General features: G+C 64.9%; 13 protein-coding genes. 2 read left to right on the forward strand and 11 right to left on the reverse strand.

Annotated elements, in window-relative coordinates; genetic code table 11:
• Positions 1 to 424: 424 nt before the first annotated feature.
• Positions 425 to 1,921, reverse strand: a complete 1,497-nt coding sequence (locus tag NKJ13_RS13785; protein ID WP_352737818.1) for a CoA-acylating methylmalonate-semialdehyde dehydrogenase — start codon at positions 1,919 to 1,921, stop codon at positions 425 to 427.
• 220 nt (positions 1,922 to 2,141) lie between these two features.
• Here NKJ13_RS13785 and NKJ13_RS13790 point away from each other — a divergent pair, with 220 nt between their 5' ends.
• Positions 2,142 to 3,023, forward strand: coding sequence for a LysR family transcriptional regulator (locus NKJ13_RS13790; protein ID WP_352504913.1), 882 nt, complete (start codon positions 2,142 to 2,144; stop codon positions 3,021 to 3,023).
• A gap of 37 nt (positions 3,024 to 3,060) precedes the next feature.
• Here NKJ13_RS13790 and NKJ13_RS13795 read toward each other — a convergent pair whose 3' ends face one another.
• The 8 genes from NKJ13_RS13795 to rsfS all read right to left on the reverse strand — a co-directional run bounded on the left by NKJ13_RS13795 (position 3,061) and on the right by rsfS (position 11,303).
• Complete coding sequence (locus NKJ13_RS13795; RefSeq protein WP_352505150.1) at positions 3,061 to 4,389, reverse strand: D-amino acid dehydrogenase; 1,329 nt, start codon at positions 4,387 to 4,389, stop codon at positions 3,061 to 3,063.
• Between the two features lie 66 nt (positions 4,390 to 4,455).
• A complete protein-coding gene (gene alr / locus NKJ13_RS13800; protein ID WP_352504912.1) occupies positions 4,456 to 5,607 on the reverse strand; it encodes an alanine racemase in 1,152 nt (383 codons plus the stop codon).
• Between the two features lie 29 nt (positions 5,608 to 5,636).
• The gene (locus NKJ13_RS13805; protein WP_352737819.1) at positions 5,637 to 6,158 is read right to left on the reverse strand and encodes an RNA pyrophosphohydrolase; all 522 of its coding nucleotides are present in this window, start codon (positions 6,156 to 6,158) and stop codon (positions 5,637 to 5,639) included.
• Between the two features lies 1 nt (position 6,159).
• The gene (locus tag NKJ13_RS13810; RefSeq protein WP_352737820.1) at positions 6,160 to 7,359 is read right to left on the reverse strand and encodes a divergent polysaccharide deacetylase family protein; all 1,200 of its coding nucleotides are present in this window, start codon (positions 7,357 to 7,359) and stop codon (positions 6,160 to 6,162) included.
• Positions 7,360 to 7,561: 202 nt separating this feature from the next.
• Positions 7,562 to 8,887 (reverse strand): S41 family peptidase, encoded by a 1,326-nt coding sequence (locus NKJ13_RS13815; protein WP_023719673.1) that lies wholly within the window; start codon positions 8,885 to 8,887, stop codon positions 7,562 to 7,564.
• Positions 8,888 to 10,231, reverse strand: a complete 1,344-nt coding sequence (locus tag NKJ13_RS13820; RefSeq protein ID WP_352737821.1) for a murein hydrolase activator EnvC family protein — start codon at positions 10,229 to 10,231, stop codon at positions 8,888 to 8,890. It abuts the gene before it with no gap.
• Positions 10,232 to 10,381: 150 nt separating this feature from the next.
• Positions 10,382 to 10,864 carry a 23S rRNA (pseudouridine(1915)-N(3))-methyltransferase RlmH gene (gene rlmH / locus NKJ13_RS13825; protein WP_352701338.1) on the reverse strand — a complete coding sequence of 161 codons (483 nt, stop codon included), beginning with the start codon at positions 10,862 to 10,864 and terminating at the stop codon, positions 10,382 to 10,384.
• Between the two features lie 61 nt (positions 10,865 to 10,925).
• Positions 10,926 to 11,303 carry a ribosome silencing factor gene (gene rsfS / locus NKJ13_RS13830; RefSeq protein WP_352701337.1) on the reverse strand — a complete coding sequence of 126 codons (378 nt, stop codon included), beginning with the start codon at positions 11,301 to 11,303 and terminating at the stop codon, positions 10,926 to 10,928.
• Between the two features lie 238 nt (positions 11,304 to 11,541).
• Between rsfS and NKJ13_RS13835 the strand changes: the two genes are divergently transcribed.
• A complete protein-coding gene (locus NKJ13_RS13835; RefSeq protein WP_254816404.1) occupies positions 11,542 to 12,399 on the forward strand; it encodes a mechanosensitive ion channel family protein in 858 nt (285 codons plus the stop codon).
• A 26-nt stretch (positions 12,400 to 12,425) separates the two neighbouring features.
• Here NKJ13_RS13835 and NKJ13_RS13840 read toward each other — a convergent pair whose 3' ends face one another.
• Positions 12,426 to 13,715: an MFS transporter gene (locus tag NKJ13_RS13840; protein WP_352737822.1), complete on the reverse strand. Its 1,290-nt coding sequence runs from the start codon at positions 13,713 to 13,715 to the stop codon at positions 12,426 to 12,428.
• Positions 13,716 to 13,789: 74 nt separating this feature from the next.
• Complete coding sequence (locus tag NKJ13_RS13845) at positions 13,790 to 14,377, reverse strand: nicotinate-nucleotide adenylyltransferase (RefSeq protein WP_352687105.1); 588 nt, start codon at positions 14,375 to 14,377, stop codon at positions 13,790 to 13,792.
• Between the last annotated feature and the right edge of the window lie 131 nt (positions 14,378 to 14,508).

A 14,508-nucleotide genomic window follows, 5' to 3' on the forward strand; every position in this document is an offset into this window, starting at 1 on the left:
TCGCGGCAGGACTGCAACCTAAGAAGATTGCTGCCTTCTTGGTTCCATCACATTAGTGTTCATGCCGATGAAGACCGCGACGAAAAAAAGGCCCGGGTCGAGCCCAGGCCTTCTTTTTCCGCGATCTGGATCAGTTCATCGTCGGAATGATGAACTCGGCGCCATCCTTCACGCCGGCCGGCGCGCCCGAAACCGAAGGCGAGGACGCGCAGACAGAAAACCGTCCGGCTAATTCATCGTCGGAATGACGAACTCGGCGCCATCCTTCACGCCGGCCCGCGCCCCCGAAGCCGAAGGCGAGGACGCGCAGACAGAAAACCGTCCGGCTAATTCATCGTCGGAATGACGAATTCGGCGCCGTTCTTCACGCCGGCCCGCGCGCCCGAAGCCGAAGGCGAGGACGCGCAGACAGAAAACCGTCCGGCTAATTCATCGTCGGAATGACGAATTCGGCGCCATCCTTCACGCCGGACGGCCAGCGCGACGTCACCGTCTTGGTCTTGGTGTAGAAGCGGAACGCGTCCGGCCCGTGCTGGTTGAGGTCGCCAAAGGAGGACGCCTTCCAGCCGCCAAACGTATAGTAGGCGATCGGCACCGGGATCGGCACGTTGATGCCGACCATGCCGACCTGGACTCGCGAGGCGAAGTCGCGCGCCGCGTCGCCGTCGCGGGTGAAGATAGCGACGCCATTGCCCATCTCGTGCTCGTTGGCGAGCCTGATCGCGTTCTCGTAGGTCGGTGCGCGCACCACCGACAGCACCGGCCCGAAGATTTCTTCCTTGTAGATGCGCATGTCGGCGGTCACATTGTCGAACAGGCAGCCGCCCATATAGTAGCCGTTCTCGTAACCCTGCATGGAAAAGCCGCGTCCGTCGACGACCAGCTTGGCGCCTTCCTTGACGCCGGTGTCGACATAGGACTTGACCCGCTCCAGCGCCTGCGCCGTGACCAGCGGGCCGAAATCGGCGGAAGAATCTGTCGACGGACCGACCTTCAGGCTCTCGACGCGCGGCACCAGTTTTTCCATCAGCCGGTTGGCGGTGTCGTTGCCGACCGGAACGGCCACCGAGATCGCCATGCAGCGCTCGCCGGCCGAGCCGTAGCCGGCGCCGATCAGCGCGTCGACGGTCTGGTCCATGTCGGCATCCGGCATGATGATCATGTGATTCTTGGCACCGCCGAAGCACTGCACGCGCTTGCCGGCCGCGCAGCCGCGCGAGTAGATGTACTGGGCGATCGGTGTCGAGCCGACGAAACCGATGGCCTTGATGTCGGGATCGTCGAGGATGGCGTCGACCACTTCCTTGTCGCCGTTGACGACATTGAGGATGCCCGCCGGCAGGCCGGCCTCGATGAACAGTTCGGCAATGCGCATCGGCACGCCCGGGTCGCGCTCGGACGGCTTGAGGATGAAGGCATTGCCGCAGGCGATGGCCGGCGCGATCTTCCACAGCGGGATCATCGCCGGAAAATTGAACGGCGTGATGCCGGCGACGACGCCGAGCGGCTGGCGCATCGAATAGACGTCGATGCCGGGGCCTGCGCCATCGGTGAACTCGCCCTTCATCATGTGCGGCGCACCGATGCAGACCTCGACCACTTCGAGGCCGCGCTGGATGTCGCCCTTGGCGTCGGCGATGGTCTTGCCGTGTTCGCGCGCCAATATCTCGGCCAGCGCGTCATACTCCTTGGCGATCAGCTCGAGGAACCGCATCAGGACGCGCACGCGCCGCTGCGGGTTGGTCGCCGCCCAGCCGGGCTGTGCCGCCTTGGCGTTTTCGACCGCCGCGCGCAATTCCGCCTGCGAAGCCAGCGCCACCGTGCCGCGCACCGTGCCGTCCATCGGCTGCATGACGTCCTGCTTGCGGCCGCTGGTTCCGGCGACGCGCTTGCCGCCGATGAAATGACCGTATTCGATCATGGTCTCTCTCCCTGGTTCGTGATTAGGCATTGTCCGCCTTTGCGAGAGCGATGGCAACGCGAGCGAAAACGCAACCGTTGTGCAGAAAATAGATAGCAGTGGGTGTCTGTGCATCAAATCGCGCAAATGATAGAGATGTGTGGTGTACGCCATGGGATAGAGAAATTGAGTTTCTTCGCCGTCGAGCGCTGCCGTAATCGTCATCATCCGGACCATCCCGATGAACTGGGATGATGCCCGCATCTTCCTTGCCGTGGCGCGGGCCGGTCAGATCCTCGGCGCCGCCAGGCGGCTGGAGCTTAATCACGCGACCGTCTCGCGCCGCATCGCCGCCCTCGAGGATGCGCTCAGGACAAAACTGTTTCGCCGGCTTACCACCGGCAGTGAGCTGACGCCGGCGGGCGAGCGTTTCCTCGAGATCGCCGAACGCATGGAGGGCGACATGATCGCCGCGCGCTCGACTGTTTCAGGCGAAGGCGACGACGTGTCGGGCACCGTGCGGATCGGCGCGCCAGACGGTTTTGGCGTCGCCTTCCTGGCCAGGCGCCTCGGCGCGCTGACCGCTCTGCACCGTGAACTCACCATCCAGCTGGTGCCGGTGCCACGCTCCTTCTCTTTGTCACGGCGCGAGGCCGACATTGCCATCACCGTCGAGCGGCCGACGGAAGGCCGCCTGGTGGCGGGAAAGCTGGTCGACTACACGCTCGGCCTGTTCGCGTCGCGTGCCTACGCCGACACGCATGGCCTGCCCGGAACCGCCGCCGAGCTAGCGCAGCATACGCTGATCGGCTACGTGCCGGATCTGATCGTCAGTCCCTCGCTCGACTACGCGGCCGAATTCAGCGCCGACTGGCGCACCAGCTTCGCCATTTCCTCCGCGCTCGGCCAGGCCGAAGCGGTGCGTTCCGGCGCCGGGATCGGCATACTGCACACCTTCGTTGCCCGCTCGATGCCGGAGCTGGTGCCTCTCGATATCGTCGCACCCATACGCCGCGCCTACTGGCTGGTCTATCATGAATCGGTCAGGCCGCTGCGCCGCGTCCAGGTCGTCGCGAGCTTCATTACCAAGGCCGTCGAACGGGACAGGGGTTTGTTCGCATGAGCCTGCCGGCCGCTGGCTGTCTTAGCTGGTGGGCGTCTTACTTGGCGTATCGTCCGGGCCCGAGATCGCCGACGTCGATGTCGGGCACCCGGCTGGAGATGATGTCGGCCAGAACCTTAGCCGAGCCGCAGGCCATGGTCCAGCCGAGTGTGCCATGGCCGGTGTTGAGATAGAGATTGGAGAAATCGGTGCGGCCGATCAGCGGCGGCCCGTCCGGTGTCATCGGCCGCAGCCCGCACCAGAAGGTCGCCGATCGCATGTCGCCGCTGCCCGGAAACAGGTCGCCGACCGAATGTTCGAGCGTGCGGCGCCGCGATTCGTGCAGCCGCAGGTCGAAGCCGGAAATCTCCGCCGTGCCGCCGACCCGGATACGATCGCCGAGCCGGGTGATCGCTACTTTGTAGCTCTCGTCCATCACGGTCGAGACCGGTGCGGCGGCGGCGTCCTTGATCGGCAGGGTGATCGAATAGCCCTTGACCGGGTAGACCGGGATGGGCCGCTTCAGCATGCGCATGAACCGCGCCGAATAGCTGCCCATCGTCATCACATAGGCATCAGCGATCATCCAGCCCTTGCTGGTGCTGATGTTGGTGATGCGATCGCGCTTCTTGACGACGCGCCGTATCTCCGTGTCGTATTCGAAGGTGACGCCGCGTGCCGCGCAAAGCTCGGCAAGCCTGTCGGTAAACATCTTGCAGTCGCCGGTTTCGTCGCCGGGCAACCGCAGGCCACCGACGAATTTTTCGCGCACGCCAGCCAGCGCGGGTTCGGCCGCAATGCAGCCGTCGGGGTCGAGGACCTCGTAGGGGACGCCATAGGTCTTCAGCACCTCGACATCGCCGCCGACGCCGTCGAGCTGCTTTTGCGTTCGGAAAAGCTGCAGCGTGCCCTTGGCACGCTCGTCATAGGCGATGCCGGTCGCCTCGCGCAGCGCCTTCAGCGTGTCGCGGCTGTACTCGGCCAGCGGCACCATGCGCGCCTTGTTCAGCGCGTAGCGTTCAGCCGTGCAATTGCGCAGCATCTTGACCAGCCATATCCACATATGCGGATCGAGGGCCGGTCGCACCACCAGTGGGCCGTGCTTCATCAAAAGCCATTTGATGGCCTTCAGCGGAACGCCGGGCCCGGCCCAGGGCGAAGCATAGCCGGGCGATATCTCGCCGGCATTGGCAAAGCTGGTTTCCAGCGCCGGGCCTTTCTGGCGATCGATCACCGTCACCTGATGGCCGGCCTCGGCAAGAAAATAGGCGGTGGTGACCCCGATCACGCCGCCGCCCAGCACGAAGATCTTCATCGTTTGGTTCTCCGCGGCGGCATCTCGTCGGGATTCGAGACCGGGATCATCGCCGCCTTCTGTCTGCCGGATTCTGTGGCGTCAGCCAAGTGCCGATGCTCAGGGAAAAGACATGCGTGAGGACAACAAGCTTGCGTCCTAGCGATTCACATAGCGCCGGTGGAAACGGTGGCCGAGGCTGGTCAAGACCTCGTAGCCGATAGTGCCGGCCTGGCCGGCTACCTGGTCCACCGTCTGCGACGACGGCCCGATCAGTTCGACGAGGTCGCCGGCCTTCAGCTTGCCGGGCGGCAGTGCGGAAATGTCGAGGATGATCGTATCCATTGAAATCCGGCCGACGAAGGGCAGCCGCACATTTTCGAACCAGGCAGCGGAAGCGGCGCGACGATGCCAGCCATCGCCGTAGCCGAGCGAAATCGTCGCCGCGGCAAGCGGGGCCTTGGCATGGAAAGTGTGGCCGTAGCCGACACCGGCGCCAGCCTCCAGCATCCGCACCTGGATGACCTTGGCCTGCAATCGCACCACCGGCAGCATCGGATTGTCCTTCGCCGGCGTCGGATTGATGCCATAGAGAGCGGCACCCGGACGAACGAGGTCGTAGTGATAGCGCTGCCCGAGAAAAATGCCCGATGAATTGGCAAGCGAAACCGACGCTTCCGGCAGCATCCGGCGCAGCCGTTCGAATTCCAGCCGTTGCTGTTCGTTGGCCGGTTGCTCGGGTTCGTCGGCGCAGGCGAGATGGCTCATCACGAAGGTCAGTTCGACACCGTCGAAGGCCTGTGGATCCCGCGCGACTGCCTTCACCTCGGACAGCGTCATGCCGAGCCGCGACATGCCGCTGTCGACTTGGAGGGCGGCCGGCAGCTTACGGCCCACCCGTCCGGCCATTTCGCGCCATGCCGCGAGTTGGCTGGCGCTGTTGAGTACGCTGCAAAGCCCTGCTGCAACCGCTTCCCTTTCCGCACCCGGCGGAATGCCGTTCAGCACATAAATGGCCGGGCCTGAGCCGAGCGCCTTGCGCAGCAAGATGCCGCCGGCCAAATGCGCAACAAAGAAGGTATTACAACCCTCAGCCATCAGTGCCGCGGCTACCGGCACCGCGCCAATCCCGTAACCGTCGGCCTTGACCACTCCAGCACAACTGACTCCGCCCAGCCGCGCCTTCAGCCGCCGGTAATTCTCACGCACGGCGCCGAGATCGATGGTCAGGATCGCCCCCGCCGCGGCTTCGCTGACCGGTTCGCCCAGGGTGGCGGTCGGCGGAAGAGATTTGCTGGAGATGTCGTTCATGCCGACCTGTTTTAGCGGAAGGCTGGCGGCTACGCCACCAGATGCCGGAACGCCGCCACCACGTCTTCGTAGACCTTGCGCTTGAACGGCACGATCAGGCCCGGCAATTCCAGCATCGGCCGCCACGCCCACCGGTCGAACTCGGCCTTGTGGCCACCCGGCGGCGGATTGATCGCGATCTCGCTTTCGTCGCCGTCGAAGCGGAAGGCAAACCATTTCTGCGTCTGGCCGCGATATCGTCCCTTGAAGGCGACGCCGACCAGATGCGCCGGCAGGTCGTAGTTGATCCAGTGCGGCGCCTCGGCCAGCAGCGACACCGAGCGCATGCCGGTCTCTTCGTAGAGTTCGCGCGCCGCCGCGGGCAGCGGCTCCTCGCCATCGTCGATGCCGCCCTGCGGCATCTGCCAGAGCTGCGTCGTTCCAGCGAATTCGCTGTCCGGCTCGGCAATGCGACGGCCGACCCAGACCAGGCCGTCGCCATTGAGGACCATCACCCCTACGCAGGGCCGGTAGGGCAGTGTCTCGGCGTCAACGAGCTTGTTCTTTGCCATCTCAGCCTTTTTCCGGATCTATGGCCACCGCCGAAATCGGCACGATCTCGATGCCGCGCTTCTTGGCCTCGGTCACCCAGGAAGACACGGTATCCACCGTCAGGTCGAAAGCCGAGCCGATGCCGACGGCAAACCCTTTCGCCCGCGCCGTCGCTTCCAGCCCATCCAGTTTCTTCAATATGGCGCCGCGGTCCTGCACCGCGTCGATCGCCGTATCGCCGCCGACGAACGGCACGCCGTCCTTCAGCGCCAATTCGGGTGCCAGGCTGCGCGCTGAGGAACCGTCATCGACATAGGCGAGGCCACGCTTGCCAAGCTCGGCCATTAATGGCCCCATTGCCGTCGCGTCGGCCGAAAAGCGGGCGCCCATATAGTTCATGACGCCGGTGTAGTTGGTCGTTCGCGACAGCGCCCAGCGTAAATTCTTCAAATTCTCGTCCGGCGTCGCAGCCACGGTCAGCGTGTTGCGGCCGGGATTGACGTTCGGATAGTCGAACGGCTCGAGCGGCACCTGCATGATGACCTCATGGCCGCCCTGCCGCGCCACCTGCATCCAGCGGCCGATGCTGTTGCCTTGCGGCGCGAAGGCCAGCGTCACCTCCGCCGGCAGCTTGGCGATGGCTGCCTGCGTGCCGGTCTGCGACACGGCAAGACCGCCGATGACGAGCGCCACGCGTGCACCGCGCGCGCCGGACCACGGCCGCGCATAGACATCGAACGGGCGCCGGCCGTCGGCGGCGCGGATCGGCAGCGGACCGGTCTCGCTGGCCTCGATCAGTGCCTTGTCGGGAATGTGCGCGATCCTGAGGTTCTGGCCGATCGTCGAAGGGTCGCGGATGACGATGGCCGCCTCGGGTGGACCATCGCCCTCCTCGGTCTGGACATGGATGATCTGCGGACCGCCCGTCTTCGGCCCGGTTATGTTGGCGCCGCTTGCGTTGCTTGGCGCTGCCGTTTCGGGCGTCGCCTTGGCGGGCGCCGCGGCGGTATCCGCCGCCGCCGGCGTCTTCGGCGTCGAAACGGCTACTTCCTGCAGCTTCCGGAACGGCTTGTCGCGCAAGGCGATCGCGCTGGAGACGCCGACCACGGACAGCACGACAAGCGCGGCCGCGACCGCACCGGCGCTGATCCCGCCGCCCGAGCGCGACGGCCGGATCGCCTGTCCGAGAGGTCGTTCTATGTCCTTGCCGATATCAGCCAAGCCCGCACCCCCGGCGTGCATCCCCGAAGTAAACCTTCTCCGGAGGCGCAAAATTCAAAATGTCGGCGCGTCCCCTTGCTTCACTGGACGCGCAGCATGCCCGGCAGCAGCCCCGAATCAAACTGCCGGAACCTCGCGGCCCCGGCAGCATCGCATCGCTTCGCTCAGGCAGCCAGACCTGTTTGGCCCGGCTTGCCCGCCCTTACTGGTTCAATACGGCCTTTTGCGGATTCGGCGGGAACGCCGGATCGGTCTTCTGGCCGCGCAGCAGCTGCTCGGCATAGATGAGCTGCAAATCGTCCTTCGGCTCCGGCGGCACATAGGCTGCCGAACCCGAACCGGTCGTGCCTTCGTCGGCGCCCTTGATATGGCCCTTGAGGTCGGATTCGCCGCGCGTCAGATCCCTGCCCTGCAGTTCCGCCGGCAGCGGCTGGTCGACCTTGATATCGGGCGTGATGCCCTTGCCCTGGATCGACTTGCCGGACGGCGTGTAATAGAGCGCCGTCGTCAACCGCAGCGCCCCGTTCTCACCAAGCGGGATGATGGTCTGCACCGAACCCTTGCCGAAGGACTGCGTGCCGACCACCGTGGCGCGGCGCAGATCCTGCAGCGCGCCGGCAACGATTTCCGATGCGCTGGCCGAGCCGCCATTGACGAGCACGATCAGCGGCTTGCCGCCGATGTCGTCGCCGGCCCGCGCGTCGAAGCGGGTGACGTCCTTCGGATCGCGACCGCGCGTCGAGACGATCTCGCCACGGTCAAGGAAGGCATCCGACACGCTCACCGCCTGGTCGAGCAAACCGCCCGGATTGAGGCGCAGGTCGAGCACGTAGCCCTTGAGCTTGTCGTTCGGCACCTGCTTCTTGATGGTGTCGATGGCATTCTCGAGGTCGTCATAGGTCTTTTCGGTAAAGGAGGTGATCTTCATGTAGCCGATGTCGTTTTCGACCCGGAACTTGACCGCCTTGACCTTGATGATGTCGCGCACGACGGTCAGTTCGATCGGCTTGTCGGCGCCCTGGCGCAGGATGGTGAGCTTGATCGGCGTGTTGACCAGCCCGCGCATCTTCTCGACGGCGTCGTTGAGCGTCAGGCCGCGAACCTCCTCGCCGTCGATCTTGGCGATATAGTCGCCGGCGAGCACACCAGCCTTGGCGGCCGGAGTATCGTCGATCGGCGTGATCACCTTGACCAGGTCGTTCTCCATCGTGACCTCGATCCCGAGGCCGCCGAACTCGCCCTTGGTTTGAACGCGCATGTCCTGCGCTTCTTCGGCGTTCATGTATGAGGAGTGCGGGTCGAGCGAGGACAGCATGCCGTTGATGGCATTTTCAACCAGCGACTTGTCGTCGGGCGGCGTCACATAATTCGCCCGCACCCGTTCGAAGATATCGCCGAAGATCGCCAGTTGCTTATAGGTCTCGGAGCCCGCAGCCTTCGCCGTCGAGCCGGGCGCGCCATAGACCAGGCTCATCGCCGATGCACCCATCAGCGCACCGGCAAACAGAAGCGACAGTTTCCGCATCATTCACGTCCTTCCAGAAAAACGGTCCGCCCACCATGGGGCCGGATCGACGGGTTTTCCATCCTTGCGGAACTCGACATAGAGCTCCGGCGTGGCATTTCCATTCTTCGATGCCGAGGTGGTCGCCACCCGGGCCTCTCCCATCGCGCCGACCGGCTCACCTGCGAGCACCGACTGGCCAGACGCGACGCTGATTCTGCTCATCCCCGCCAGGACGACATGATAGCCGTCACCCGCATTCAGGATCAAGAGTTGACCGTAAGAGCGGAAAGGCCCCGCATAAAGCACATTTCCATCCGCCGGTGCTGTGACGATGGCTCCGGATTGTGTCGCAACCATGTCACCGAGCATCACCGCGCCGTTACCGTCCTCGGCGCCGAAGCGCCGCTTGATCCTGCCGGTGACCGGCAGCGCGATCTGCCCTTGCAGCGCGGAAAACGGCGCGGCAGCGGTGAGCCTGTTGCTCTCCGGCACCGGCAGCGAGGCCAATTCCGTCGACGCCGCAGCCGATGCCGGGCCCTTGTCGGCGTCGGCCGTCTTTTGCTCGGCTGCCTTGGCCGCATCCGCCGCCTTGCGGGCCCTATCGGCCTCGAGCGAGGCGATCAGTTCTTTCAGGCTGCCGGCCTTGGCCGCCAACGTCGCGGACCGCTGCTTTTCGGCGGCCAGCGCGGTTTGCGTATCGGCGGCGAGCTTCTGCTTGGCTTCGAGCAGCATGCCGAGCCGCTTTTTTTCCGCCGCCTGCTCGCCGATCGCTGCCGTCAGCCGCGCCCGCTCGGCCTCGATCGAGGCCGTCACCCGCGACTGCTCCTTGAGGTCGGTCAGCAACATGTCGGTCTGCTGGCGCAGTTCCGGCACCACGGCACCGAGCAGGATGGCGCTGCGCACCGACGACAATGCGTCCTCCGGCTTGACCAGGATCGCCGGGGGCGGGTTGAGCCCCATGCGCTGCAGCGCGCCGAGCACTTCGGCCAGAACGTCGCGTCTGGCGGCCAGTGAGGCGCGGATCTTCTGCTCCTGCGCCTTAAGCCCTTCCAGCTTGCCGCCAATGTCCTCGATGTCCTGGCCGAGCTTCTGCTCGGTCATCGCCGACTGGATCAGCGCCGCGGTGATCGAGGCGTGGTCCTTCTTGACCGCCGCGATGTCGGCGGCGAGCTTGGCCAGCCGCTCGGACGACAGCGTGATCTCTTTCGATACTTTCTCGTATTCGGCGCGGCTCTGGTCCGGGTCGGGCGCCAGGTCGAGCGTGTTCTCAGCCCGCGCGACGCCGAGCGAAAGCGCGATCGCCGCCACGGCGATGCCGTAGCGCACGCGCCAGGAGCCCGTTCGTGATTTCCAGTCTTCAGACATTGAAGCCTAACTCTATGCGCGGCTTCGTTAACGAACCATCAACCATGTTCGAGCCCGGCCGCGATCCGCAAACCCCATGAGCCCAAACTGTCGATGAGCATTGGGGCAAAAATCCGGGCGGCTGGCATCAATTCGCCGACCGAGCCGACTTCATGAACGATGGTAGGGGTGGCCGGAAAGGATCGTGGCCGCCCGGTAAAGCTGCTCGCCCAGCATTACGCGGACCAGCTGATGCGGCCAGGTCAACGCACCGAGCGACACCGTCAGATCAGCCAGGTCGCGCAGCGACTGGTCATGGCCGTCGGCGCCGCCAATGGCGATCACCAGCGCCTTGCGCCCGCCATCGCGCAGCGAGCCTATGCGGCCGGCGAAATCCTCGGAGGAAAGGTTCTTGCCGCGCTCATCCAGCAGCACCAGCGCCGTGCCCGGTTGCAAGTGCGTCTGCAGCTTCTGGCCTTCCTCGCGCCGGCGCTCATTGGCCGTCTGCGCGCGGCCTTCAGCAATCTCGACGATCCCGGCGAATTCGAGGCCTACGGCAGGACCGCTCTTGGCAAAACGCTCGAAATAGCGATCGGCCAACTGCTTCTCGGGGCCGGCTTTCATTCGGCCCACGGCATGAACGGTAATCTTCATCCCTGCCTCGAAGAGCCGCTGATGCATGTCTGACAACGACATGCATCAAGACGAGTACGGCTCAGTGGAGGGTCTCCTCCTCGAGATCGGGCGCCTGCCACATCTTTTCGAGATTGTAGAAGTCGCGGACCTCGGGACGGAAGACATGGACGATGATGTCGCCCGAATCGATCAGAACCCAGTCGGCGCCAGCCAGCCCCTCGACGCGCGCCGTGCCAAGCCCGGCATCCTTGAGCGCCTTGAGGAGATGATCGGCGACAGCCGAGACATGACGGTGGGATCGGCCCGATGCGACGACCATGTAGTCGCCGAGGCTCGATTTCCCCTGAATGTCGATTGAGACGATGTTTTCGGCCTTGGAGTCTTCCAGACTGGCAAGGACTGTCTTGATGGCGCGGGACACGGCGTCGTGTACGCTGATCCCGGCCGGCGAAGGCACGATGTCGGCCTTCTTCCGAAGTGCTGTTCTCAGTGTATTTCCTTTCGCAGCAAGAACAACCAAATCACCTCTAAAATCAGGTGACATTGCTTAGATAGGCAGAGTTAGGTTGCAGTTTCAAGACATGGTTCGCAAGCAGGCGCCCGGCAGCGGCCGAATATGAGGCTTTCGAGCGAGAAAATCGGAACCGCCTCGCCCCGCAGCGGTTATCGGCTCATCCACGAACCGGAATCCCGACATGCCGATCGATCCCCAGAACGCCCTCCTCACCGTGCAATCCGGCCTGGCGCAACTCAGCACGCTGATCGTCTCCTACTCGCTTTCGGCGGTCGGCGCCGTCATCCTGCTGGTCATCGGCTACATCGTCGCCGGCCTCGCCGAGCGTTCGATCTATGCCGGCCTCGGCCATATCCATGGCTTCGACGAAACGCTCCGCCATTTCTTCTCGCAGGTCGTCCGATACGCCATCCTCGGGCTGGTCGTGATCATGGTTCTCGGCCAGTTCGGCGTGCAGACCGCTTCGATCATTGCCGCCATCGGTGCCGCCGGCCTGGCCATCGGCTTGGCGCTGCAAGGCACGCTGCAGAACATCGCCGCCGGCATCATGCTGCTGGCGCTGCGGCCGTTCCGCATCGGCGAATATGTCGAGGTCGGCGCCATATCCGGCACCGTCGAGGAGATCGGGCTGTTCGCTACAACGCTGAGGACGGTCGAAGGCGTCTACGTGCTTGCACCCAACTCGACCCTATGGAACCAGCCGGTCCGCAACTTCACCCGCAACGGTGTGCGTCGCGGCGACATCACGCTCGGCATCGGCTCGTGGAACGACATCGACTTCGCGCAAAAGACCATGCTTGGCGTTGCCGCCGCCGACCGGCGTGTCAGGCGGCAGCCTGCGCCGATCGCCTTTGTCGCGACCGTCGGCGACAGCACCGTCGCCATCACCTTGCGCTACTGGACGGCGGCTGCCGACTTCTTCGCCACCCAGATCGACCTCACCAAGAGTGTCAAGCAGGCGTTCGATGCCGAGGGCCTTTCGGTCCCGGCGCCGGCACCGAAAGCGCCGCAGGCGGATGCCTCAGCCACACGGCAATAGAGCATTTGAAGCCAGCTGGAGGGTGTTCAAATTTCTTCGCGCCCGCGTTGACCTTCGGGCGCGAAGGCGAGATCGACGGGCAACGGCGCCTGCGCCGTCATCGGCGCGAAACTGCCGGTCTCGGTGGCGGGCACAGGCCGCACCATAACGACTCGCCGAAGAACGAACAGGCAGTAGGCGGCGGCAATGACGATTGCCACATAGATGAAGGCCTGCGTGCCGTAGACGGCGGAAAGCCCGGTCACGACGCCGGGCACGACGAAGCCGGACAGCGACCAGGCGAACAAAAGCGAGCTCGACAGCGCCACCATGTCGTCCTTGCCGGCGCGATCGCCGGCATGGGCGCTGGCCAGAGAGTAGATCGATTCCGAGGCGCCGTCCCAGACCACGTAGATGACGAGCAGCGCCACCAGCGCGCCGCCATCGAAACCGAGGGCAAACAGGCCCGCCGCGGCGGCAAGCGCCGACGCCGCGATCAGCACGAAGCGCCGGTCGGTGCGGTCGGAAATCCAGCCGAGCGGGATCTGCAGGATCAGCGTGCCGACCGGCATTGCCGAAAGCAGCAAGGCGACGTCGGCCTGGCTGTAGCCCTTGGCCGTGGCATGGATCGGCGCAAAGCCCGAGATCGTCATCGACAGGCCGCCGACGGCAAGCATGCCGGCAACGCCGACCGGCGAGATCCGCCAGGCGCGGCCGAGCGCCACGGACGCCGCTTGCGGCGCCGGCGGCTGCGCAAGCCGCGTCAACCCGACGGGAAGGATCGACAGCGCGGTGAAGGCAATGCCGATCAGCGGCGCGTCGGCCGCGCGGATATCGATCAACGCCAGCGTCGAATAGCCGACGCCGAGTCCGGCGACATAGGCAACGTAGAAGATAGCCATGACCCGGCCGCGGATGGCGTTGGCAACGACATCGTTCAGCCAGCTCTGCGCGACGATGAACAGGCCGCAAATGGCAAAGCCGTAGAGCGCCCGTGCAGCGATCCACGGCAAGGGATGCGGCCCGGCGCCGACCGCGGCGTTGGACAGCACGATGAGTGCCGACAGCACCATGAACACGCGGGCATGGCCGACACGCCGCACCAGCGGCCCGGTCAGGATGCAGCCGGCGAGGCCGCCAGCCGAAAGGCCGGTGACGATCAGCCCCGCCCAAGTCGGATCGAAGCCTGCGGCGCCAAGCCGGACTGGGATATAGGCGAACATGAGCCCATTGCCGACGGCGATCAGCGCCATCGACAAGAGGATACTGACAATGGCGATCGACGGGGCCGGCTGCCCTAGACCGTTCTTGTCCTGGTCGCGCTCGAGAATCGTCATGACCGAGGATCGCCCATCAAGCACGTCAAGGCAGCGGCAAAAGCGACATCAGCGGTCTTGCCTTCCGTGTTGGCTCAGCCCCTTGCCACCTTGCGGATCGCGCTCGACGACAGCGACGAACGAGGGCCGTGGATGAAGGTCCAGGCCGGCGCGTCCATGCGGGCGAGCCGCGGCGCGTCGCCCTCGTCGACGCGGGCATAGTCGAACGTCTTGGCGACCACCGACGACAGGAACGACAGTGTCGCGCCCGGCCGGTCGACCACCGCGATCGGGAACGTCATGACGATGCGGCGCCAGCGCTGCCAGCGGTGGAAGTCGCGAAGCGAGTCGGCCCCCATGATCCAGACGAAATCGACACCGGGGTTACGCGCCTTGACCAGCGCCAGCGTATCGGCGGTGAAGCGGACGCGGTGGGCCGCCTCGAAGGCGGTGACCTTGATCTTCGGGTTCTTGGCGATCTTTTCGGATAGCTGCAGCCGCTCGGCCAGCGGCGCCAGGTCACCGGCATTCTTGAGCGGGTTGCCGGGCGTCACCATCCACCACAGCTGATCGAGCGCAAGGCGTCTGAGCGCGATCTCGGCGACCAGCGCATGGCCGGCGTGCGGCGGGTTGAACGAACCGCCGAACAGCCCGACCGCCACGCCTTTCCCGGCATGCGGCATCTTGAGGTAGCGCGGAGGGACGGGATGCTCGGAAGGGGATAGCATCGTGCTAAGCACCCCCCTTGCGGAGGAGATGTCCGGCAGGACAGAGGGGGATGGCTGGGCGCAAACTTCAAGCCCTAGCGGCGAAA

Origin of the sequence: Mesorhizobium sp. M0174 (genome assembly GCF_040322275.1) — a bacterium.
Classification (GTDB): Bacteria; Pseudomonadota; Alphaproteobacteria; order Rhizobiales; family Rhizobiaceae; genus Mesorhizobium.